Annotated in this window: 32 protein-coding genes; 30 read left to right on the plus strand and 2 right to left on the minus strand. The window is 38.3% G+C overall.

All coding sequences use genetic code 11. The features are described from left to right. Nucleotides 1-26 precede the first annotated feature (26 nt). The gene (ribB, locus tag A8M50_RS05995; RefSeq protein ID WP_005644556.1) at nt 27-674 is read left to right on the plus strand and encodes a 3,4-dihydroxy-2-butanone-4-phosphate synthase; all 648 of its coding nucleotides are present in this window, start codon (nt 27-29) and stop codon (nt 672-674) included. Between the two features lie 211 nt (nt 675-885). Next, a complete protein-coding gene (locus tag A8M50_RS06000; protein WP_232604890.1) occupies nt 886-1593 on the plus strand; it encodes a glycosyltransferase family 25 protein in 708 nt (235 codons plus the stop codon). A gap of 46 nt (nt 1594-1639) precedes the next feature. On the opposite strand, the gene trmL is transcribed toward A8M50_RS06000, so the two are convergent. After that, the gene (trmL, locus tag A8M50_RS06005) at nt 1640-2122 is read right to left on the minus strand and encodes a tRNA (uridine(34)/cytosine(34)/5-carboxymethylaminomethyluridine(34)-2'-O)-methyltransferase TrmL (protein WP_005644428.1); all 483 of its coding nucleotides are present in this window, start codon (nt 2120-2122) and stop codon (nt 1640-1642) included. A gap of 9 nt (nt 2123-2131) precedes the next feature. Further along, the gene (rsmD, locus tag A8M50_RS06010; protein WP_005644366.1) at nt 2132-2713 is read right to left on the minus strand and encodes a 16S rRNA (guanine(966)-N(2))-methyltransferase RsmD; all 582 of its coding nucleotides are present in this window, start codon (nt 2711-2713) and stop codon (nt 2132-2134) included. 96 nt (nt 2714-2809) lie between these two features. Here rsmD and ftsY point away from each other — a divergent pair, with 96 nt between their 5' ends. The 28 genes from ftsY to secY all read left to right on the plus strand — a co-directional run bounded on the left by ftsY (nt 2810) and on the right by secY (nt 19390). Next, nucleotides 2810-4156, plus strand: coding sequence for a signal recognition particle-docking protein FtsY (gene ftsY / locus A8M50_RS06015; protein ID WP_005644572.1), 1347 nt, complete (start codon nt 2810-2812; stop codon nt 4154-4156). 18 nt (nt 4157-4174) lie between these two features. Continuing rightward, nucleotides 4175-4831: a cell division ATP-binding protein FtsE gene (gene ftsE, locus A8M50_RS06020; RefSeq protein ID WP_005635730.1), complete on the plus strand. Its 657-nt coding sequence runs from the start codon at nt 4175-4177 to the stop codon at nt 4829-4831. Nucleotides 4832-4840: 9 nt separating this feature from the next. Continuing rightward, nucleotides 4841-5773: a permease-like cell division protein FtsX gene (ftsX, locus tag A8M50_RS06025; RefSeq protein ID WP_005644311.1), complete on the plus strand. Its 933-nt coding sequence runs from the start codon at nt 4841-4843 to the stop codon at nt 5771-5773. Nucleotides 5774-6092: 319 nt separating this feature from the next. Continuing rightward, nucleotides 6093-6404 (plus strand): 30S ribosomal protein S10, encoded by a 312-nt coding sequence (gene rpsJ / locus A8M50_RS06030; protein WP_001181005.1) that lies wholly within the window; start codon nt 6093-6095, stop codon nt 6402-6404. A gap of 16 nt (nt 6405-6420) precedes the next feature. After that, nucleotides 6421-7047 (plus strand): 50S ribosomal protein L3, encoded by a 627-nt coding sequence (gene rplC, locus A8M50_RS06035; protein ID WP_005632753.1) that lies wholly within the window; start codon nt 6421-6423, stop codon nt 7045-7047. A 15-nt stretch (nt 7048-7062) separates the two neighbouring features. After that, entirely contained in the window at nt 7063-7665 is a 603-nt protein-coding gene (gene rplD / locus A8M50_RS06040; protein WP_005625901.1) for a 50S ribosomal protein L4, read from the plus strand. Next, nucleotides 7662-7961 (plus strand): 50S ribosomal protein L23, encoded by a 300-nt coding sequence (gene rplW / locus A8M50_RS06045; RefSeq protein WP_005625900.1) that lies wholly within the window; start codon nt 7662-7664, stop codon nt 7959-7961. The genes rplD and rplW overlap by 4 nt, the downstream gene beginning before the upstream one ends. Before the next feature lie 17 nt (nt 7962-7978). Next, entirely contained in the window at nt 7979-8800 is an 822-nt protein-coding gene (gene rplB, locus A8M50_RS06050; RefSeq protein ID WP_005625898.1) for a 50S ribosomal protein L2, read from the plus strand. Between the two features lie 25 nt (nt 8801-8825). Beyond that, nucleotides 8826-9101, plus strand: a complete 276-nt coding sequence (rpsS, locus tag A8M50_RS06055; protein ID WP_005539416.1) for a 30S ribosomal protein S19 — start codon at nt 8826-8828, stop codon at nt 9099-9101. Between the two features lie 11 nt (nt 9102-9112). Next, nucleotides 9113-9445 carry a 50S ribosomal protein L22 gene (gene rplV / locus A8M50_RS06060; RefSeq protein ID WP_005625897.1) on the plus strand — a complete coding sequence of 111 codons (333 nt, stop codon included), beginning with the start codon at nt 9113-9115 and terminating at the stop codon, nt 9443-9445. Between the two features lie 17 nt (nt 9446-9462). Further along, nucleotides 9463-10170: a 30S ribosomal protein S3 gene (gene rpsC / locus A8M50_RS06065; RefSeq protein WP_005625894.1), complete on the plus strand. Its 708-nt coding sequence runs from the start codon at nt 9463-9465 to the stop codon at nt 10168-10170. Nucleotides 10171-10183: 13 nt separating this feature from the next. Then, a complete protein-coding gene (gene rplP, locus A8M50_RS06070) occupies nt 10184-10594 on the plus strand; it encodes a 50S ribosomal protein L16 (protein ID WP_005625890.1) in 411 nt (136 codons plus the stop codon). Beyond that, a complete protein-coding gene (rpmC, locus tag A8M50_RS06075) occupies nt 10594-10785 on the plus strand; it encodes a 50S ribosomal protein L29 (RefSeq protein WP_005625888.1) in 192 nt (63 codons plus the stop codon). The genes rplP and rpmC overlap by 1 nt, the downstream gene beginning before the upstream one ends. Continuing rightward, nucleotides 10785-11042, plus strand: coding sequence for a 30S ribosomal protein S17 (gene rpsQ / locus A8M50_RS06080; protein WP_005625886.1), 258 nt, complete (start codon nt 10785-10787; stop codon nt 11040-11042). The genes rpmC and rpsQ overlap by 1 nt, the downstream gene beginning before the upstream one ends. Before the next feature lie 206 nt (nt 11043-11248). Then, nucleotides 11249-12340 carry a hypothetical protein gene (locus tag A8M50_RS06085; protein ID WP_005644514.1) on the plus strand — a complete coding sequence of 364 codons (1092 nt, stop codon included), beginning with the start codon at nt 11249-11251 and terminating at the stop codon, nt 12338-12340. Between the two features lie 70 nt (nt 12341-12410). Further along, nucleotides 12411-12974, plus strand: coding sequence for a hypothetical protein (locus A8M50_RS06090; protein ID WP_005644457.1), 564 nt, complete (start codon nt 12411-12413; stop codon nt 12972-12974). A 103-nt stretch (nt 12975-13077) separates the two neighbouring features. Then, nucleotides 13078-13761, plus strand: coding sequence for a hypothetical protein (locus A8M50_RS06095; protein ID WP_005644343.1), 684 nt, complete (start codon nt 13078-13080; stop codon nt 13759-13761). A 244-nt stretch (nt 13762-14005) separates the two neighbouring features. Beyond that, nucleotides 14006-14377, plus strand: coding sequence for a 50S ribosomal protein L14 (rplN, locus tag A8M50_RS06100; protein WP_005548786.1), 372 nt, complete (start codon nt 14006-14008; stop codon nt 14375-14377). Nucleotides 14378-14387: 10 nt separating this feature from the next. Further along, nucleotides 14388-14699: a 50S ribosomal protein L24 gene (gene rplX, locus A8M50_RS06105; RefSeq protein WP_005635734.1), complete on the plus strand. Its 312-nt coding sequence runs from the start codon at nt 14388-14390 to the stop codon at nt 14697-14699. Nucleotides 14700-14716: 17 nt separating this feature from the next. Beyond that, nucleotides 14717-15256 carry a 50S ribosomal protein L5 gene (gene rplE, locus A8M50_RS06110; RefSeq protein ID WP_005644323.1) on the plus strand — a complete coding sequence of 180 codons (540 nt, stop codon included), beginning with the start codon at nt 14717-14719 and terminating at the stop codon, nt 15254-15256. An 11-nt stretch (nt 15257-15267) separates the two neighbouring features. Beyond that, entirely contained in the window at nt 15268-15573 is a 306-nt protein-coding gene (gene rpsN / locus A8M50_RS06115) for a 30S ribosomal protein S14 (RefSeq protein ID WP_005625879.1), read from the plus strand. Nucleotides 15574-15609: 36 nt separating this feature from the next. Continuing rightward, nucleotides 15610-16002: a 30S ribosomal protein S8 gene (rpsH, locus tag A8M50_RS06120; protein WP_005625877.1), complete on the plus strand. Its 393-nt coding sequence runs from the start codon at nt 15610-15612 to the stop codon at nt 16000-16002. A gap of 15 nt (nt 16003-16017) precedes the next feature. Then, on the plus strand, nt 16018-16551 hold the full coding sequence (gene rplF, locus A8M50_RS06125; protein ID WP_005625876.1) for a 50S ribosomal protein L6: 534 nt from the start codon (nt 16018-16020) through the stop codon (nt 16549-16551). A gap of 13 nt (nt 16552-16564) precedes the next feature. Then, a complete protein-coding gene (rplR, locus tag A8M50_RS06130) occupies nt 16565-16918 on the plus strand; it encodes a 50S ribosomal protein L18 (RefSeq protein ID WP_005625873.1) in 354 nt (117 codons plus the stop codon). A 14-nt stretch (nt 16919-16932) separates the two neighbouring features. Continuing rightward, nucleotides 16933-17433 carry a 30S ribosomal protein S5 gene (gene rpsE / locus A8M50_RS06135; RefSeq protein ID WP_005625871.1) on the plus strand — a complete coding sequence of 167 codons (501 nt, stop codon included), beginning with the start codon at nt 16933-16935 and terminating at the stop codon, nt 17431-17433. A 6-nt stretch (nt 17434-17439) separates the two neighbouring features. Next, nucleotides 17440-17619 carry a 50S ribosomal protein L30 gene (gene rpmD / locus A8M50_RS06140; RefSeq protein WP_005543631.1) on the plus strand — a complete coding sequence of 60 codons (180 nt, stop codon included), beginning with the start codon at nt 17440-17442 and terminating at the stop codon, nt 17617-17619. 3 nt (nt 17620-17622) lie between these two features. Beyond that, complete coding sequence (gene rplO, locus A8M50_RS06145) at nt 17623-18057, plus strand: 50S ribosomal protein L15 (protein ID WP_005644334.1); 435 nt, start codon at nt 17623-17625, stop codon at nt 18055-18057. Between the two features lie 7 nt (nt 18058-18064). Next, on the plus strand, nt 18065-19390 hold the full coding sequence (secY, locus tag A8M50_RS06150) for a preprotein translocase subunit SecY (RefSeq protein WP_005625869.1): 1326 nt from the start codon (nt 18065-18067) through the stop codon (nt 19388-19390). The last annotated feature ends 20 nt before the right edge of the window (nt 19391-19410 follow it).

Here is a 19410-nt window from a genome sequence, read left to right on the forward strand (position 1 = left end):
TTGAAATCTCAAATTAGGAAATTACTATGAATCAGTCAATTTTATCTCCATTCGGCAATACCGCTGAAGAACGCGTACTTAACGCAATTAATGCCTTCAAAAATGGAAATGGCGTATTAGTTTTAGATGATGAAGATCGTGAAAATGAAGGCGATTTAATTTTCCCAGCAGAAACAATCACGCCAGAACAAATGGCAAAATTAATTCGTTATGGCAGTGGCATTGTTTGTTTATGCATTACTGATGAACGTTGCCAACAACTCGATTTACCGCCAATGGTAGAACACAATAATAGTGTAAACAAAACGGCTTTTACGGTGACAATTGAAGCCGCAAAAGGTGTTTCTACTGGCGTATCTGCCGCAGACCGAGTCACAACTATTCAAACTGCGATTGCTGATAATGCAGTTCCAACAGATTTACATCGTCCCGGTCATGTCTTTCCACTTCGCGCAGCAAATGGCGGTGTACTTACCCGCCGAGGACATACTGAAGCTTCCGTTGATTTAGCGCGTCTGGCAGGATTTAAACATGCAGGTGTGATTTGTGAAATTACGAATGATGATGGCACAATGGCGCGCGCGCCTGAGATTGTAGAATTTGCGAAAAAATTTGGTTATTCTGTGCTAACCATTGAAGATTTAGTTGAGTATCGTTTAGCACATAATATTTAAAAGGAAGAAGTGCGGTGAAAATTTCTATGATTTTTCACCGCACTTTTTATATTATACTGTTCCATCTTTTTATTTATTTTGGTAACTTTTATGCACAGCACAGCACAGCACAGCACAGCACAGCACAGCACAGCACAGCACAGCACAGCACAGCACAGCACAGCACAATTATGTCATTAGTTTAACTACTGAACAAAAACGCCGAAAACATATTACAGAAGAATTCGGTAAGCAGAATATTCCGTTCGCATTTTTTGATGCTATCACGCCCAATCTTATTGAAGAAACCGCTAAAAAATTTAATATCATCTTTGACCGTTCATCAAAAGCAACTTTATGCGATGCTGAGATAGCCTGTGCATTAAGCCATATTGTTTTATGGAATTTCGTTTTAGAAAATAATTTAGATTATATTAATATTTTTGAAGATGACATTTATTTGGGCGAGAATGCAAAAGAATTGTTGAGTGTTGATTATATTGATAGTGATATAGATATTTTGAAATTAGAAACGTTATATGGAAAAATAATGCTCGGCAAAATGTATCCAATAAAATGTGAGCGCAATATTTTCCATTTAAAATTTAAACACACAGGAATGGGTGGGTACTCAATAACAGCTAAAGGCGCTAAATATTTACTCAATAAGATAAAAAATACTCGACTAGATCTCGCAATTGATACGCTAATATTTGATGACTTATTAAGTCAGACTGACTATAAAGTAATGCAACTTTTCCCAGCTGTATGTATTCAAGATTGTATTCTTCATGGTAAAAGCTATTTCGAGAGTAGTTTAGATGAGGGAAGATTAAGTGTTCATAAAAACCAAATTCCCGCTAAACCTTTAGCTAAAATAAAAAATGAATTTATTAGAATAAAAAGACGGATATTTGGAAAACAAGTTCCATTTAAATAACAAAAGAGCGGTGAAAATTTCTATGATTTTTCACCGCACTTTTTGTTTATTTTACTTCTGGTAAATTTACCGCACCTTTATAGCCTAATTGTCGCCACGCTTCATAAACCGTTACTGCGACAGAATTAGACAAGTTCATACTGCGGCTATTGGCTGTCATTGGAATGCGGATTTTTTGTTCCATCGGCATTTCATTTAAAATTGACATCGGAATGCCGCGAGTTTCTGGGCCAAACATTAAATAATCACCGAGTTCAAACTTCACCTGGCTATGAGCTGGACTGCCTTTTGTTGTAAGTGCAAAGAGACGTTTGGGTTTTTCGCTTTCTAAAAAGGCTTCAAAAGTCTTGTGGCGTTTGATTTCCGCAAATTCGTGATAATCCAAACCTGAGCGGCGTAAGCGTTTATCATCCCAAGTAAACCCTAGCGGTTCAATTAAGTGCAAGCGAAATCCTGTATTGGCACAAAGGCGAATAATGTTACCGGTATTTTGTGGGATCTCTGGTTCATATAAAACGATATCTAACATAATTTTTCTCTAATTCTGATATAAACGATAACTCACCATTCCTGTCGTTTTTTCTTTCAATAACGTCCAGTTTTCAGGTGTGATGAGCGGTTTATCTTTCTCTGTTTCTACGTAAATTAACGCATTGGGTTTTAGCCAATTATTTTCACAAAGCAAGTTAATTGCTTGTTCTGCCAAATTAAAATGAAAGGGTGGATCTAAAAACACGACATCAAAGTGCGGTTGATTTTGTGGCTGTTTTAGAAAATCCAAACTACTTTGATTAATCACTTCAGCCTGTTCTGATGAGCATTTGAGTGTTTGTAAATTCTTTTTTAATTGATTAGCGACGGTTTTATCTAGTTCTAAAAAAGTCACCTTTTTCGCTTGGCGAGAAAGTGCTTCAAAACCTAATGAACCACTCCCCGCAAAGCCATCTAAACATTCAGACTGATGGATATAAGGCATTAACCAATTAAAAAGCGTTTCTTTCACTCTATCGCCAGTTGGGCGTAAGCCTTCTGAATTTAATACTGGAAGTTTTCGCCCTCGCCACAGTCCAGCAATAATGCGAACCTCACCCTTTGCATTTGGCGTCTGTATTTTTTTCATAAAGATTCGATTTTTATTGAAAATTGTGCTTAGTTTAGACGATTTTTTGCTAGAATAAACGACATTTTTATCGGATTACAGTTAAGAGAGCATTTTATGGCTGAAGAAAATAAAAAAGGCGGATTTTGGGCATCGTTATTTGGACGTAATAAAAAGCAAGATGAACCTAAAATTGAGCCAATAATTGAAGAAGAAAAGATAAAAGATATCGAGCCGTCTATTGAAAAACTTGAAACTCATGATTTAGTTGAAGAACCGTCTGAATTAGAGTCAGTAGAAAGCGCGGTGGATTCTGAGCCGTTTTTAGTAGAAAGCATTGAAACGAATGAAATCGTTGAGGAAGAAAAAATACAGGAAATTTCAACCGCACTTGAGCCGATTGAAGAAATCATCGAAGCGAAAAATTTAGAAGATGATCTTCCGATTACAGAAACAGTGGTTGAATCTGAAATTGTTGAAGATATTAAAAATGAGCTTCAGCCTGTTGTTGAAATTGAAACTCGAGAAAAACCAAGTGAAGGGGGCTTTTTTAGTCGTTTAGTTAAGGGATTACTGAAAACTAAACAAAATATTGGTGCGGGTTTTCGTAGTTTTTTCTTAGGAAAGAAAATTGATGATGAGTTGTTTGAAGAATTAGAGGAACAACTGTTGATTGCGGATATTGGAGTGCCGACAACAAGTAAAATCATCAAAAATTTAACTGAACATGCAAGTCGAAAAGAATTACAAGATGCCGAGCTTTTATATCAACAATTAAAAGTAGAAATGGCGGATATTCTTGAGCCAGTAGCACAACCGTTAGAGATTGATAGCACGAAAAAACCTTATGTGATTTTAATGGTGGGCGTAAATGGCGTGGGTAAAACGACGACAATTGGTAAGCTCACACGTAAATTTCAGGCTGAAGGAAAATCGGTGATGCTTGCGGCGGGCGATACTTTTCGTGCAGCGGCCGTTGAGCAGCTTCAAGTTTGGGGAGAACGCAATCATATTCCAGTTGTTGCGCAAAGCACCGGATCTGATTCTGCATCGGTGATTTTTGATGCGATGCAATCAGCGGCTGCACGCAATATTGATATTCTTATTGCGGATACGGCGGGTCGTCTGCAAAATAAAAATAACTTAATGGACGAACTGAAAAAAATTGTTCGTGTTATGAAAAAATATGACGAAACTGCGCCGCATGAAATTATGCTTACGCTGGATGCTGGAACGGGGCAAAATGCCATTAGCCAAGCGAAATTATTTAATGAAGCTGTGGGTTTAACAGGGATCTCTCTAACTAAATTAGATGGTACCGCAAAAGGTGGCGTGATTTTTGCCATAGCCGATCAGTTTAAGTTGCCTATTCGCTATATCGGTGTAGGCGAGAAAATTGAAGATTTACGTGAGTTTAATGCCAAAGAATTTATTGAGGCATTATTCGTTCATGAAGAAGAATAAAAAGAATAAGGAAAAATTGTGATTAAGTTCTCAAATGTTTCTAAAGCCTATCATGGTGCAACGCAGCCAGCGTTACAGGGCTTGAATTTTCATCTTCCTGTGGGAAGTATGACTTACTTGGTTGGGCATTCAGGCGCAGGGAAAAGTACATTACTCAAGCTTATTATGGGGATGGAAAAAGCCAATGCGGGTCAAATTTGGTTTAACGGACACGATATTACTCGCTTATCTAAATATGAAATTCCATTTCTGCGTCGCCAAATTGGTATGGTTCACCAAGATTATCGTTTACTAACAGATCGTACTGTGGTGGAAAATGTGGCATTGCCGTTGATTATTGCGGGTATGCATCCAAAAGATGCGCATACACGTGCGATGGCATCTTTAGATCGTGTAGGATTGCGTAATAAAGCACACTATTTGCCACCACAAATTTCTGGAGGAGAGCAGCAACGCGTTGATATTGCGCGTGCGATTGTGCATAAACCTCAGCTCTTACTAGCAGATGAACCAACGGGTAATTTAGATGATGAACTTTCTTTAGGTATTTTTAATTTGTTTGAAGAATTTAATCGCCTCGGAATGACTGTGTTAATTGCTACTCACGACATTAATTTAATTCAACAAAAACCAAAACCTTGTCTTGTGCTTGAACAAGGTTATTTACGTTATTAAGGAATAATCATGAGCAGACCAACGGATGCATCCTTTTTTGTTCAAACAGCCTATACTTTGCGTGCAGTATGGGCGGATTTATGGCAACGTAAATTTGGCACGCTGCTCACGATTTTGGTGATTGCTGTATCTCTGACGATCCCAACCGTGAGCTATTTAATGTGGAAAAATTTACATTTAGCGACCACTCAATTTTATCCTGAAAGTGAATTGACGATTTATCTTCACAAAAATTTAAGTGAAGAAGATGCGAATTTAGTGGTAGAGAAAATCCGTCAACAAGATGGGGTGGAATCACTGAATTATGTCTCTCGTCAAGAAAGTTTAAAAGAATTCAAAAGTTGGTCTGGCTTTGGTGAAGAATTAGAAATTCTAGATGATAATCCATTACCTGCAGTCGTGATGGTAAAACCAACGAGCGAATTTAATGTTTCAGAAAAACGTGATGAGTTACGTACCAATTTAAATAAAATTAAAGGAGTACAAGAAGTTCGCTTGGATAACGACTGGATGGAAAAATTAACCGCACTTTCATGGTTGATTGCCCATGTGGCAATTTTCTGCACTGTATTAATGACGATAGCGGTATTTTTAGTTATTGGTAACAGTATTCGCTCTGATGTGTATAGTAGCCGATCAAGTATTGATGTGATGAAATTGCTTGGTGCAACAGATCAATTTATCCTTCGTCCTTATCTTTATACGGGGATGATTTATGCCGTGTTAGGTGGGTTAGTTGCTGCAATTTTTAGTAGCTTTATTATTAGCTATTTTACTTCTGCCGTGAAATACGTAACGGATATTTTTGCCGTTCAATTCAGTTTGAATGGATTAGGCGTTGGGGAATTTGTATTCTTATTAGTGTGCTGTTTAATTATGGGATATGTTGGTGCGTGGATTGTAGCAAAACGACATATCATGCTATTAGATAACCATCAGTAATTTTAATATGTGAAGCGCGGTGATTTTTCTAGGTATTTTTCGATGAGAAAATATGGCGATAAATGACCGCACTTTTTATTTGCTTTGAATAAATCCCTTGCAATTTGTTTAACTTTTGTGTAGTATTTGCGAGCTTTCAATATGAAAGCCGTTTAATGTAATCATTTATTAAACGAGCATGACGATATGTCACGCTAAACAATGTTTCCGATTTGGAGACTATATAACAGGTAACTTGCACCTCCTTTTCTATTTTGAAGTTAGAATTGTGATTGGTGTTGGTTTTTTATTAGCTAAATTTTATTGGAGCTCTGGTCTAATGCAGAACCAAAGAATCCGTATCCGCTTAAAAGCTTTCGATCACCGTTTGATCGATCAATCTACTGCGGAGATCGTAGAAACAGCTAAACGTACTGGTGCACAAGTTCGTGGTCCAATTCCTTTACCAACTCGTAAAGAGCGTTTCACCGTGTTGATTTCTCCACACGTAAACAAAGACGCACGTGACCAATACGAAATTCGTACTCACAAACGTTTAGTAGATATCGTAGAGCCAACAGAAAAAACTGTTGATGCATTAATGCGTTTAGATTTGGCTGCCGGCGTGGACGTGCAGATCAGCCTAGGTTAATTAAGAGGTTATTACAATGATTGGTTTAGTCGGTCGTAAAGTTGGTATGACCCGTATCTTCAATGAAGACGGTGTTTCAGTACCAGTTACCGTTATCGAAATCGAAGCCAACCGCGTAACTCAAGTTAAAACTCTTGAAAACGATGGCTATACTGCAGTTCAAGTTACTACTGGTTCTAAAAAAGCGAATCGTGTAACTAAACCTGAAGCAGGCCATTTCGTGAAAGCAGGTGTTGAAGCTGGTCGCGGTTTATGGGAATTTCGTACTGAAGGTGAAGAATTCACTTTAGGTCAAGAAATCAATGTTGACATCTTTGCAGATGTTAAAAAAGTAGATGTTACCGGTACTTCTAAAGGTAAAGGTTTCCAAGGTGGTGTTAAACGTTGGAACTTCCGTACTCAAGATGCGACTCATGGTAACTCTTTATCACATCGTGTACTTGGTTCTATTGGTCAAAACCAAACTCCAGGTCGTGTGTTTAAAGGTAAAAAAATGGCAGGACATTTAGGTGCTGAACGTGTAACTGTTCAATCACTTGAAGTTGTTCGTGTAGATGCTGAGCGTAAATTGCTATTAGTAAAAGGTTCTGTACCTGGTGCTATCAATGGCGATGTTATCGTTAAGCCAGCAGTTAAAGCATAAGTCTAGGAGATAGAGATGGAATTACAAGTTGTAGGTGCAAACGCACTAACTGTTTCTGAAACTACCTTCGGACGTGAGTTTAACGAAGCGTTGATCCACCAAGTTGTTGTTGCTTATGCAGCAGGTGCGCGTCAAGGTACTCGTGCGCAAAAAACTCGTGCTGAAGTGTCTGGTTCAGGTAAAAAACCTTGGCGTCAAAAAGGTACAGGTCGTGCTCGTGCTGGTGATATCAAATCACCAATCTGGCGTTCTGGTGGTATAACCTTCGCGGCTAAACCACAAGATCACAGCCAAAAAGTGAACAAGAAAATGTACCGTGGTGCTATCAAAAGCATTCTTTCTGAATTAGTTCGTCAAGACCGTTTGGTTGTTGTTGAAAAATTCGAATTAGATGCACCAAAAACTAAAGTTTTAGTACAAAAATTAAAAGATTTAGCAGTTGAAGATGCATTAATTATCACAGCAAGTTTAGATGAAAATCTATTCTTAGCAGCGCGTAACTTATATAAAGTTGATGTACGTGATGTTCAAGGTATCGATCCAGTTAGCTTAATCGCTTTCGATAAAGTGATTGTTACTGTTGACGCTGTGAAACAAATTGAGGAGATCCTAGCATGAGTCAAGAACGTTTGCTAAGCGTGCTACGTGCACCGCACATCTCTGAAAAAGCAACTAACAATGCTGAAAAATCTAACACTGTTGTACTTAAAGTTGCTTTAGATGCGAACAAAGCTGAAATTGCTGCTGCTGTTGCTCAATTATTTGAAGTAAAAGTTGACTCTGTTCGTACCGTGGTTGTTAAAGGTAAAACTAAACGCCGTGGTAGCAAAATGGGTCGTCGCAGCGACTGGAAAAAAGCTTATGTAACTTTAGCCGAAGGCCAAAACTTGGACTTCGTGGACAGTGCAGAGTAATCGGAGGGAATTAGAGAATGGCTATCGTTAAATGTAAGCCGACCTCCGCTGGTCGTCGTCACGTTGTTAAAATCGTGAACCCTGAATTACACAAGGGTAAACCTTACGCACCTCTTCTAGATACTAAATCTAAAACTGGTGGTCGTAACAACTATGGTCGTATTACTACTCGTCACATTGGTGGCGGTCACAAACAACACTACCGTTTAATCGATTTCAAACGTAACAAGTTAGACATCCCAGCGGTTGTTGAGCGTTTAGAATATGATCCAAACCGTTCTGCTAACATTGCTTTAGTGCTTTATAAAGATGGTGAACGCCGTTATATCTTAGCACCTAAAGGTCTGTCAGTAGGCGATCAAATCCAAGCTGGCGTAAACTCACCAATTAAAGTGGGTAACTCATTACCAATGCGTAATATCCCAGTTGGTTCAACAGTACATAACGTTGAATTAAAACCAGGTAAAGGCGGTCAAATCGCTCGTTCTGCTGGTGCTTATGTACAAATCATCGCACGTGAAGGCAACTATGTAACTTTACGTTTGCGTTCAGGAGAAATGCGTAAAGTATTAGCTGAATGTGTTGCTACAATCGGTGAAGTTGGTAACTCAGAACATATGCTTCGCGTATTGGGTAAAGCTGGTGCTAACCGCTGGAGAGGTATTCGCCCTACAGTTCGTGGTACTGCAATGAACCCAGTAGATCACCCACACGGTGGTGGTGAAGGTCGTAACTTTGGTAAACACCCAGTAACTCCTTGGGGCGTTCAAACCAAAGGTAAGAAAACTCGTCACAACAAACGTACTGATAAATATATCGTACGTCGTCGTGGCAAATAATAGATTAAATTAAAGAGGATTAGCCATGCCACGTTCTCTCAAGAAGGGTCCTTTCCTTGACCTACACTTGTTGAAGAAGGTAGAGAAGGCGGTGGAAAGCGGGGATAAAAAACCAATCAAAACTTGGTCCCGTCGTTCAATGATCATTCCATCAATGATCGGATTGACCATCGCAGTCCATAATGGTCGTCAGCACGTTCCTGTTTATGTATCTGATGAAATGATCGGTCATAAGCTTGGTGAATTTGCACCGACTCGTACATACCGCGGTCACGCGGCAGATAAGAAAGCTAAGAAATAAGAGGTAAATAGATGGAAACTATCGCAAAACATCGTTACGCTCGCACTTCTGCCCAAAAAGCTCGCTTAGTTGCCGATTTAATTCGTGGTAAAAAAGTTGCGCAAGCATTAGAAATCTTAACTTTCACTAACAAAAAAGCAGCCGCTTTAGTGAAGAAAGTTTTAGAATCAGCTATTGCAAACGCAGAGCACAATGACGGTGCAGATATCGATGATCTTAAAGTTGCTAAAATCTTCGTTGATGAAGGTCCTAGCATGAAACGTGTTATGCCACGTGCTAAAGGTCGTGCAGATCGTATTTTAAAACGTACTAGCCACATTACTGTGGTTGTGTCAGATCGTTAATAAGTAGAGGAATAGCAATGGGTCAAAAAGTACATCCACATGGTATTCGCCTAGGTATTGTTAAACCTTGGAGCTCTACTTGGTTCGCGAATACACAAGACTTCGCTGACAATCTTGAAGGCGATTTCAAAGTACGCAAATTCTTAAATAAAGAATTAGCAAATGCTTCAGTTTCACGTATTACTATTGAGCGTCCAGCTAAAAGTATTCGTGTAACTATTCACACAGCTCGTCCTGGTATCGTAATCGGTAAAAAAGGCGAAGATGTTGAAAAATTACGTAACGCAGTGTCTAAAATCGCTGGCGTTCCTGCTCAAATCAACATTGCTGAAGTGAAAAAACCTGAATTAGATGCGAAATTAGTTGCAGATAGCATCGCTTCTCAATTAGAACGTCGTGTAATGTTCCGTCGTGCAATGAAACGTGCGGTACAAAGCGCTATGCGTTTAGGTGCTAAAGGTATCAAAGTTGAGGTTAGCGGTCGTTTAGGTGGTGCAGAAATCGCACGTTCAGAATGGTATCGTGAAGGTCGCGTACCTCTACATACTCTTCGTGCGGACATCGATTATAACACTGCAGAAGCTCACACAACTTACGGCGTAATCGGCGTTAAAGTGTGGATCTTCAAAGGTGAAATTCTTGGTGGAATGGCTGCCGTTGCGCAATCAGAACAACAACCTGCCGACAAGCCTAAAAAGGCTCCTCGCGGTAAAGGTCGTAAGTAAGGAGAAACGCTAAATGTTGCAACCAAAACGTACAAAATTCCGTAAAGTTCACAAAGGCCGCAACCGTGGTATCGCGGGCGGTACTGAAGTTAGTTTCGGTACTTACGGTTTAAAAGCAGTTGGTCGTTGTCGTTTAACCGCTCGTCAAATCGAAGCAGCACGTCGTGCAATGTCACGTGCAGTAAAACGTCAAGGTAAAATCTGGATTCGTGTATTCCCAGATAAACCAATTACTGAAAAACCATTAGAAGTCCGTATGGGTAAAGGTAAAGGTAACGTTGAGTACTGGGTAGCCTTAATCCAACCGGGTAAAGTGCTTTATGAAATGGATGGTGTGTCTGAAGAAGTAGCAAGAAATGCATTTGCATTAGCAGCTGCTAAATTGCCAGTTAAGACCACTTTCGTAACTAAGACGGTGATGTAATGAAAGCTCAAGATTTACGTACAAAAAGTGTTGAAGAGCTGAATGCTGAATTAGTAAACCTTTTAGGTGAACAATTCAAGTTGCGTATGCAGACAGCCACCGGTCAGCTTCAACAAACCCATCAGGCTAAACAAGTGCGTCGTGATATTGCACGTGTAAAAACTGTATTAACCGAAAAGGCGGGTGAGTAATGACTGATAAAATTCGTAGCGTACAAGGTAAAGTTGTTAGCGACAAAATGGAAAAATCTTTTGTTGTTGCTATTGAACGTAAGGTAAAACACCCTTTATATGGTAAATTTATCCGTCGTACAACTAAATTACACGTACACGATGAGAACAATGAAGCCAAAGTTGGTGATACCGTAGAGATTCGCGAATGTCGCCCTCTATCAAAAACCAAATCTTGGACTTTAGTTCGTGTTGTTGAGAAAGCAGTTATTGCTTAATTAATAACAAAGAGTAATAAAATAAAAGCCAATAGTGTAAATCTATTGGCTTTTTTGTTTTTAAAGTGCGGTTAAAATTCAAGGAATTTTAACCGCACTTTTTCTTTTAGTAAGTCAATTTCGCAAAGAAGTATACTTCTTTTAGGTATTATTGACATAACACCTAAACAAACATTGTATAAAAATTAATTAATTGAGGCATATCAATGAAGAAAAGTTTCTTTGTTTTACCTATATTTCTATCTTGTGTATCAACTGTATTAGCTGAATCAGAGCTTGTGCATTTAGATCTTGAGCCCACAGAAGGTCAAACTGCTTCCTATCTTACAGTGAGAGCATTATCTGATAGTTTAAGAGTTAGTGATCTGACAGTAAATGGTGGAAATTGTGAATTGAAATCAGAAGCTCTTCAAACGGCTGGTAACAGTTTTTCTAATATACTTCGAGCTTACAGTATGGGGCAAACAAAGGATGCTGCGTTTAAAAAAGATAAAGAGATTATTTTTATTGTTGCTTGTCAAGTGAGTGATATTGATAAGGTCATTGTGAAAACGAATAAGGGTATTCAAACAGCTCAATATTCTGAGAGTGCTAAACCACTTATTTCTATTAAACCTCCTAAAAAGGATAATATATTTGAAGCTAAATTTGAGACTAAACCATTAAATGAGCTTTATCAGGTGTCTATTTATACTTGCTATCAAGATAAAGATGAAGTAGGTGAAGTTGCAGAATATTGTACTCCTTTATTAGCGAATGAACGTAAAGATTTTGATTTACCGCTTAGCCTTTTTATGCCTCAGTCAAGCTTTCCTATCAAAGCTCGAGAATATGCAAAAAGGGCGAGATATATTGAATTTCTTGAAACTTTCCCAGAAGAAGTACCTGAATTTCAGAACAAAACTAGAGGTAGTACAGCTACTCTAAGTGTACCTAGAGTTAATGATTATTATTTAAATGATAGCTTATTGTTGAGTGCTGTCTCAGATTATGAAAAGAATCTGATTGATTTGATAAAAACAAGGATTAATAAGGCAGATCTTGAGAACCAGTCTATAGTTCTTCAAGAAGACCTTAAAAGAACTAAAAAAGAGTTAGCCGAACAGTCAAGAAGAGATTTACGCGATAAAATATATGAGTTAGAACAAAGATTATCTTGGAGATTATCTTCTTTAGAGGGTAATGTGAAGGATTTATCTAGTAAAGAAAAGTTATTAGAACTCTCTAAAGAAAAAGTTAAAGAAGCAAAAGAGAAGGCAGCCCAAACTCGGCTTCAATATCAAAATAATCAGCAGTAATAGGGAACTAAGTAGGATTTATTATGCTTAGTTTATAAAATTAAAACTGGATAATTTTAGAAAATTTAATATGGAAGAAAATTTTAATCAATTATTAACAACGCTAAGTGATTCAGCTGTTGGGCAGTGGTGGACAGAATACGGACTTTGGGTTGCTTTACTCGCTCCCCTTGCGTATGTCATTATTTGCTGTATTGTAAGTAATTCATCGGAAAAAAGAGTGTACTTTTATAGTTATCTAGATGTATTTCTCTTATTTATTCCTGTAATTACATTTTTTATTTTACCTTTTTTAGTAGATTTAAAAAAAGATCAGGAGCATTTTGATAACATTTTTAATTGGTCATTGAGTATCGTAACGACGCTAACCTTGATATTTTCGTGGATTTTCTCTTGGCGAGCTAATCAAGGAAATTTCTTGATGACACTATTCATGTTTATTGGAAAATGGATGTATTTATTTGTGTTTTGGATCATTTTACTTGCCAGCATTGCTTTAGGTTTTCTGTTGTATCGTTTTGCTGATGAGAATATGAAGAGAAAAAATACCAAAAAAGAGAATCATTTGAAAAGAAAAAAATTAAGATTGGTACAACAACTGCAGCCGGTGGAGGATTTGCTGTATGCGGTTTAATGAGCTGGGGATGCAGAAACCATGATTTTTCTGTACCTTCTAAGATCAGTAAGCAAATAAATGCCATGTCTATAGAAGAAACAGAGGAATAAGGTGGTAATTTATGAAAAGAAATATTTATGAAGTAATTTCAAAATTTAAGAATGATCAGCAAGATATCCAGCATCGCTATTATAGTTTTGATTTTTGTTATCTTCATTTTCGTTCTTCGAAAGAAAGTGGAAAAATTGATATTGAAAAAAGTTGTCAAGTATTATGGAGTTATTTGGCAAGCTGTGGGATGCTGAGAGGATCTAGTTTTTTATTATGGAAAAATCCAGCCTATTTAAAAGATCTTGTTGAATGGATTTATGAGCAACCTTTAAATACATGGAATATTGATGTTGATAACTATAAAGAAAATGGTCAAACTGTCTTAGATTTATATAATAAGGCGAAAGAATATATTCTGAAAGGAAATAATCATCAAGCTGTTACTTTAGTTACAAAAGTTTTACTGGGGGTATTTGCTATTATTCCAGCATACGATCGTTTTTTTAGAGATTCATTTAGTGATATTGCAGGGAATGAATGCGGTTTTAGTATACCTAATAAAAAATCTTTGGAAATTATTTATCAATTTTATGTAGAAAATAAAGAAGAAATTGAAAAATTAAGTAATCAAATTAAGGTGTTCGATTTTAATGGACAACCGACAAAATATCATTATTCAAAAGCAAAAATAATTGATATGTACGGCTTTCAGGTAGGATACATGAAATTAGAAAAGGATAATCAATTTCGATAAATTTTAGTTTATATAATGAATAGAAATAAAGCCAATAGAAGTCTCATTGGCTTTTTAATTTATCGAAAGTGCGGTAAATTTTAACTGGATTATTTAGTAAATAGGTTAAGAAGAGAAAGGTAAATTATCATTGCCTTTCTCTTTTTCTTTTGATAGAATTCGCCACCTATCCGCCATTCTATCTGAGTAGTGCGGATGGGTTCGTCCCGAAAGGGTGTTTTTTTAATCTTAACGGAGCACTAATATGATCCAAGAACAGACTATGCTGGATGTTGCTGATAATTCAGGCGCTCGCAGCGTAATGTGTATCAAGGTTCTAGGTGGATCGCACCGTCGTTATGCTGCGATTGGTGACATCATCAAAATTACTGTAAAAGAAGCAATTCCACGCGGTAAAGTAAAAAAAGGTGATGTATTAAAAGCAGTTGTTGTGCGCACCAAGAAGGGTGTTCGTCGCCCAGATGGCTCAGTTATTCGTTTCGATGGTAACGCTTGTGTAATTTTAAATAATAACACTGAGCAACCAATCGGTACTCGTATTTTTGGACCAGTGACTCGTGAACTTCGTTCTGAGAAATTCATGAAGATCATTTCTTTAGCTCCAGAAGTACTGTAAGGGGAATGTAATGGCTGCTAAAATCCGTCAAAATGATGAAGTAATTGTTCTTACTGGTAAAGATAAGGGCAAACGTGGCAAGGTAACTAAAGTGTTACCAAACGGTAAAGTGTTTGTTGAAGGTATCAACATTATTACTAAACATGAAAAACCAGTTCCTGCATTAGGAAAAGCTGGTGGTTTAGTGAAAAAAGAAGCTGCAATTGACGCTTCAAATGTTGCGATTTTCAATCCTAAAACAAATAAAGCTGACCGTGTAGGTTTTAGATTCGAAGACGGCAAAAAAGTACGTTTCTTCAAATCTAACAATGAAATTATCTAACAAACTGGAGTAATGCGATGGCGAAACTGCATGATTACTACAGAGATCAAGTAGTAAGCGAATTAAAAAGTAAATTCGGCTACAAATCTGTCATGCAAGTCCCACGAATCGAAAAGATTACCCTGAATATGGGTGTGGGTGAAGCATTGACCGACAAAAAATTGCTAGACAACGCGGTAGCGGACTTAGCAGCAATCAGCGGTCAAAAACCTTTAGTAACTAAAGCTCGTAAATCTGTTGCTGGCTTTAAAATCCGTCAGGGATATCCAATCGGTTGTAAAGTAACACTACGCGGTGAGCGTATGTGGGAGTTCTTTGAACGTTTAATTACAATTGCTGTTCCACGTATTCGTGACTTCCGCGGTTTAAGCGCGAAATCATTCGATGGTCGTGGTAACTATAGCATGGGTGTGCGTGAACAAATCATCTTCCCTGAAATCGATTACGATAAAGTAGATCGTGTACGTGGTTTAGATATCACTATCACAACTACTGCTAAGAATGATGAAGAAGGTCAAGCACTACTTGCTGCCTTTAATTTCCCATTCCGTAAATAAGGCAGGTTATAATGGCTAAACAATCAATGAAAGCACGCGATGTAAAACGCGTTAAATTGGCTGAAAAATTCTACGCAAAACGTGTTGAATTAAAGAAAATCATTTCTGATGTCAATGCCTCTGATGAAGATCGTTGGGATGCAGTGTTAAAGTTACAAACTTTACCACGTGATTCTAGCCCATCTCGTCAACGTAACCGTTGCCGCCAAACTGGACGTCCTCATGGCGTTTTACGTAAGTTTGGTTTAAGCCGAATTAAGGTTCGTGAAGCTGCAATGCGCGGTGAAATCCCAGGCCTTAAAAAAGCGAGCTGGTAATATACCACTTTATTTTGGAATCGGAGAAAAAGTACAATGAGTATGCAAGATCCAATCGCAGATATGCTGACCCGTATTCGTAACGGTCAAGCTGCGAACAAAGTTGCAATCAATATGCCTTCTTCCAAGCTAAAAGTGGCAATTGCCAACGTATTAGCTGCTGAAGGTTATATCGAAAGCGTAAAAGTTTTAGAAGGTGCTAAACCTGAATTGGAAATTACTTTAAAATATTTCCAAGGCAAACCAGTTGTAGAAAGCATCCAACGTGTAAGTCGTCCTGGTCTTCGTATTTACAAACGTAAAGATGAATTACCAAAAGTTATGGGCGGTTTAGGTGTTGCAGTTATTTCTACATCTAAAGGTGTTATGACTGACCGCGCTGCTCGTCAAGCAGGTTTAGGCGGTGAGATCATCTGTTATGTAGCTTAATAGAGAGGTAGGAAAATGTCTCGTGTTGCAAAGGCACCTGTTAATATTCCTGCCGGCGTTGAAGTTAAACTCGACGGTCAGCTATTAACAGTAAAAGGTAAAAATGGCGAGTTATCTCGCAAAATTCATGAATCAGTTGAAGTAAAACAAGATAACGGACAATTTACGTTCACTCCACGTGAAGGTTTTGTTGAAGCAAATGCTCAATCGGGTACTGCACGTGCATTAGTTAATGCAATGGTTATCGGTGTTACTGAAGGTTTCACTAAAAAATTAGTATTGGTGGGTGTAGGTTACAGAGCTCAACTTAAAGGTAATGCAATTGCATTAAGTTTAGGCTATTCTCACCCAGTAGAGCACACTTTGCCGGCAGGTATTACTGCAGAATGTCCATCTCAAACCGAAATCGTGTTGAAAGGTGCAGACAAACAGTTGATCGGTCAAGTTGCAGCAGATATTCGTGCTTATCGCCGTCCTGAGCCTTATAAAGGTAAAGGGGTACGTTACGCTGATGAAGTGGTACGTATCAAAGAGGCTAAGAAGAAATAATTAAGGTAACACTATGGATAAGAAATCAGCTCGTATCCGTCGTGCAGCTCGTGCACGTCATATGATGAGAGAGCAAGGTGTAACTCGTTTAGTTATTCACCGCACTCCACGTCATATTTATGCACAAGTTATTGCACCAAACGGTTCAGAAGTGCTTGCCGCTGCTTCAACTGTTGAGAAAGCAATTCGTGAGCAAGTAAAATACACCGGTAATAAAGATGCTGCTGCTGCAGTAGGTAAAGCTGTTGCAGAACGCGCATTAGCAAAAGGCGTTCAAGCTGTTGCTTTTGATCGTTCCGGTTTTAAATATCATGGTCGTGTCCAAACTTTAGCGGACGCTGCACGTGAAGCTGGTCTACAGTTCTAATGAGGTAAATTGAGATGTCAAACATCGAAAAACAAGTTGGTGAACTGCAAGAGAAGCTAATCGCAGTAAACCGTGTATCAAAAACTGTAAAAGGTGGTCGTATTATGAGTTTCACTGCATTAACTGTGGTGGGCGATGGTAATGGCCGAGTAGGTTTTGGTTATGGTAAAGCACGCGAAGTTCCAGCAGCGATCCAAAAAGCAATGGAAAAAGCACGTCGTAATATGATTAACGTTGCTTTGAATGAAGGTACATTACAGCATCCAGTTAAAGGTGTTCATACTGGTTCACGTGTATTTATGCAACCTGCAAGCGAAGGTACAGGTATCATCGCTGGTGGTGCAATGCGTGCAGTATTGGAAGTTGCAGGTGTACGCAACGTTCTTTCTAAAGCGTATGGTTCTACCAACCCAATTAACGTTGTTCGTGCAACTATTGATGCATTAGCAAACATGAAATCACCAGAAATGGTTGCTGCAAAACGCGGTAAAACTGTTGATGAAATCTTGGGGTAATGAATAATGGCTAAAACTATTAAAGTAACACAAGTTCGTAGCTCAATTGCTCGTTTACCGAAGCATAAAGCTACCTTGCGTGGTCTTGGTCTTCGCCATATGCACCACACTGTTGAGTTAATTGATACGCCTGCAGTACGTGGTATGATTAACCAAGTTTCATACATGGTTAAAGTGGAGGAGTAAGAGATGCGTTTAAATACTCTATCTCCGGCTGAAGGTGCAAAGCATGGCGCTAAACGCCTCGGTCGTGGTATTGGTTCAGGTTTAGGCAAGACTGGTGGCCGTGGTCATAAAGGTCAAAAATCTCGTACTGGTGGCGGTGTTCGTCGCGGTTTCGAAGGTGGTCAAATGCCGTTATACCGTCGTTTACCAAAATTTGGTTTTACTTCAATGAAGGCTGCAGTAACTGCAGAAGTTCGTTTGAATGAGTTAACCAAAGTTGAAGGTAATGTAGTAACCTTAGAAACATTAAAAGCAGCAAATATCTTAACTAAAGATATCCAATTCGCTAAAGTAGTTTTAGCGGGTGAAGTGAAATCTGCGGTAACAGTTCGTGGTTTGCGTGTAACTAAGGGTGCAAAAGCAGCAATTGAAGCTGCTGGCGGTTCAGTTGAGGAATAATTAGCAAATGGCTAAACAACCAGGTTATCAAGCAAGAAGTACTAATAGCGGTAAAGGTGAATTAAAAAGCCGATTACTTTTCGTTTTAGGTGCGCTTATCGTTTACCGAATTGGTTCTTTCATTCCGGTTCCTGGTATTGATGCGGCTGTGCTAGCTCAATTAGTTGAACAACAAAAAGGCACCATCATTGACATGTTTAACATGTTCTCTGGTGGTGCATTAAGCCGTGCATCTATCTTAGCATTAGGTATTATGCCGTATATCTCGGCATCTATTGTAATTCAGTTGCTTGCAACGGTTTCTCCTGCTTTAGCAGAATTAAAGAAAGAAGGTGCTGCTGGTCAACGTAAAATTTCTAAGTATACTCGGTATGCGACAGTTGTTTTTGCAACCATTCAGGCAGTAGCTATTTCAACAGGTTTACCAAATATGTTACCTGGCTTAGTGCCAAATGTTGGATTTGGTTTTTACTTCACTTCAGTTGTTAGCTTAGTAACTGGAACTATGTTCCTCATGTGGTTAGGTGAACAAATTACTGAAAGAGGTATTGGTAACGGTATTTCAATTCTTGTTTTTGGCGGTATCGTAGCTGGTTTACCATCGGCTATACTTCAAACTATTGAGCAGGCTCGTCAAGGACAGATGCATCCATTAGTGCTTCTTCTTATCGCAGCTATTGTATTTGCAGTAACTTATTTCGTTGTTTTTGTTGAAAGAGGACAGCGTAGAATTCGCGTTGAATATGCAAAGCGTCAACAAGGTCGTCAAATTTTAGGTGGTCATTCGACACATTTACCATTGAAAGTAAACATGGCAAACGTAATGCCGGCAATTTTTGCCTCAAGTATTATTTTATTTCCTGCTACCTTAACTCAATGGTTTGGACAAAATGATAAGTTTGAGTGGTTAAATAACTTATCTATGCTGTTGAATCCGGGTCAACCTCTTTATTTGCTTGTTTATGCTGTAGCAATTATTTTCTTTAGCTTCTTTTACACTGCAATGCAGTATAATCCGCGAGATACAGCAGATAATCTAAAAAAATCTGGTGCATTTATTCCAGGAATTAGACCAGGGGAACAAACATCTCGTTATATTGATAAAGTTATGACTCGTCTTACACTGATTGGCGGTCTTTATGTAACGTTTGTTTGTTTAGTTCCTTATATTATGACATCGGCTTGGGATGTTAAATTTTACTTCGGTGGAACATCTCTTTTAATTGTAGTCGTTGTAATTATGGATTTCATCGTGCAGGTTCAGAGTCACTTAATGTCGTCTCAATATGAATCTGCGTTGAAAAAAGCAAACCTTAAAGGTTTTGGACAATAATTGTTCATTTAGTAGAAAAG

This window comes from Haemophilus haemolyticus, from assembly GCF_001679045.1.
Classification (GTDB): domain Bacteria; phylum Pseudomonadota; class Gammaproteobacteria; order Enterobacterales; family Pasteurellaceae; genus Haemophilus; species Haemophilus haemolyticus.

Coding starts and splice junctions, on each gene's coding strand:
- rpsC (WP_005625894.1), top strand. CDS start 9,463: ATGGGTCAAAAAGTACATCCACATGGTATTCGCCTAGGTATTGTTAAA.
- rpsJ (WP_001181005.1), top strand. CDS start 6,093: ATGCAGAACCAAAGAATCCGTATCCGCTTAAAAGCTTTCGATCACCGT.
- rplD (WP_005625901.1), top strand. CDS start 7,063: ATGGAATTACAAGTTGTAGGTGCAAACGCACTAACTGTTTCTGAAACT.
- rpmC (WP_005625888.1), top strand. CDS start 10,594: ATGAAAGCTCAAGATTTACGTACAAAAAGTGTTGAAGAGCTGAATGCT.
- rpsH (WP_005625877.1), top strand. CDS start 15,610: ATGAGTATGCAAGATCCAATCGCAGATATGCTGACCCGTATTCGTAAC.
- rplF (WP_005625876.1), top strand. CDS start 16,018: ATGTCTCGTGTTGCAAAGGCACCTGTTAATATTCCTGCCGGCGTTGAA.
- trmL (WP_005644428.1), bottom strand. CDS start 2,122: ATGTTAGATATCGTTTTATATGAACCAGAGATCCCACAAAATACCGGT.
- A8M50_RS06090 (WP_005644457.1), top strand. CDS start 12,411: ATGGAAGAAAATTTTAATCAATTATTAACAACGCTAAGTGATTCAGCT.
- rplE (WP_005644323.1), top strand. CDS start 14,717: ATGGCGAAACTGCATGATTACTACAGAGATCAAGTAGTAAGCGAATTA.
- ftsX (WP_005644311.1), top strand. CDS start 4,841: ATGAGCAGACCAACGGATGCATCCTTTTTTGTTCAAACAGCCTATACT.
- rplX (WP_005635734.1), top strand. CDS start 14,388: ATGGCTGCTAAAATCCGTCAAAATGATGAAGTAATTGTTCTTACTGGT.
- rplP (WP_005625890.1), top strand. CDS start 10,184: ATGTTGCAACCAAAACGTACAAAATTCCGTAAAGTTCACAAAGGCCGC.
- secY (WP_005625869.1), top strand. CDS start 18,065: ATGGCTAAACAACCAGGTTATCAAGCAAGAAGTACTAATAGCGGTAAA.
- rplC (WP_005632753.1), top strand. CDS start 6,421: ATGATTGGTTTAGTCGGTCGTAAAGTTGGTATGACCCGTATCTTCAAT.
- rsmD (WP_005644366.1), bottom strand. CDS start 2,713: ATGAAAAAAATACAGACGCCAAATGCAAAGGGTGAGGTTCGCATTATT.
- ribB (WP_005644556.1), top strand. CDS start 27: ATGAATCAGTCAATTTTATCTCCATTCGGCAATACCGCTGAAGAACGC.
- rpmD (WP_005543631.1), top strand. CDS start 17,440: ATGGCTAAAACTATTAAAGTAACACAAGTTCGTAGCTCAATTGCTCGT.
- rplO (WP_005644334.1), top strand. CDS start 17,623: ATGCGTTTAAATACTCTATCTCCGGCTGAAGGTGCAAAGCATGGCGCT.
- rpsQ (WP_005625886.1), top strand. CDS start 10,785: ATGACTGATAAAATTCGTAGCGTACAAGGTAAAGTTGTTAGCGACAAA.
- rplV (WP_005625897.1), top strand. CDS start 9,113: ATGGAAACTATCGCAAAACATCGTTACGCTCGCACTTCTGCCCAAAAA.
- rplB (WP_005625898.1), top strand. CDS start 7,979: ATGGCTATCGTTAAATGTAAGCCGACCTCCGCTGGTCGTCGTCACGTT.
- A8M50_RS06095 (WP_005644343.1), top strand. CDS start 13,078: ATGAAAAGAAATATTTATGAAGTAATTTCAAAATTTAAGAATGATCAG.
- rpsS (WP_005539416.1), top strand. CDS start 8,826: ATGCCACGTTCTCTCAAGAAGGGTCCTTTCCTTGACCTACACTTGTTG.
- A8M50_RS06085 (WP_005644514.1), top strand. CDS start 11,249: ATGAAGAAAAGTTTCTTTGTTTTACCTATATTTCTATCTTGTGTATCA.
- rplN (WP_005548786.1), top strand. CDS start 14,006: ATGATCCAAGAACAGACTATGCTGGATGTTGCTGATAATTCAGGCGCT.
- ftsY (WP_005644572.1), top strand. CDS start 2,810: ATGGCTGAAGAAAATAAAAAAGGCGGATTTTGGGCATCGTTATTTGGA.
- rpsN (WP_005625879.1), top strand. CDS start 15,268: ATGGCTAAACAATCAATGAAAGCACGCGATGTAAAACGCGTTAAATTG.
- rpsE (WP_005625871.1), top strand. CDS start 16,933: ATGTCAAACATCGAAAAACAAGTTGGTGAACTGCAAGAGAAGCTAATC.
- rplR (WP_005625873.1), top strand. CDS start 16,565: ATGGATAAGAAATCAGCTCGTATCCGTCGTGCAGCTCGTGCACGTCAT.
- rplW (WP_005625900.1), top strand. CDS start 7,662: ATGAGTCAAGAACGTTTGCTAAGCGTGCTACGTGCACCGCACATCTCT.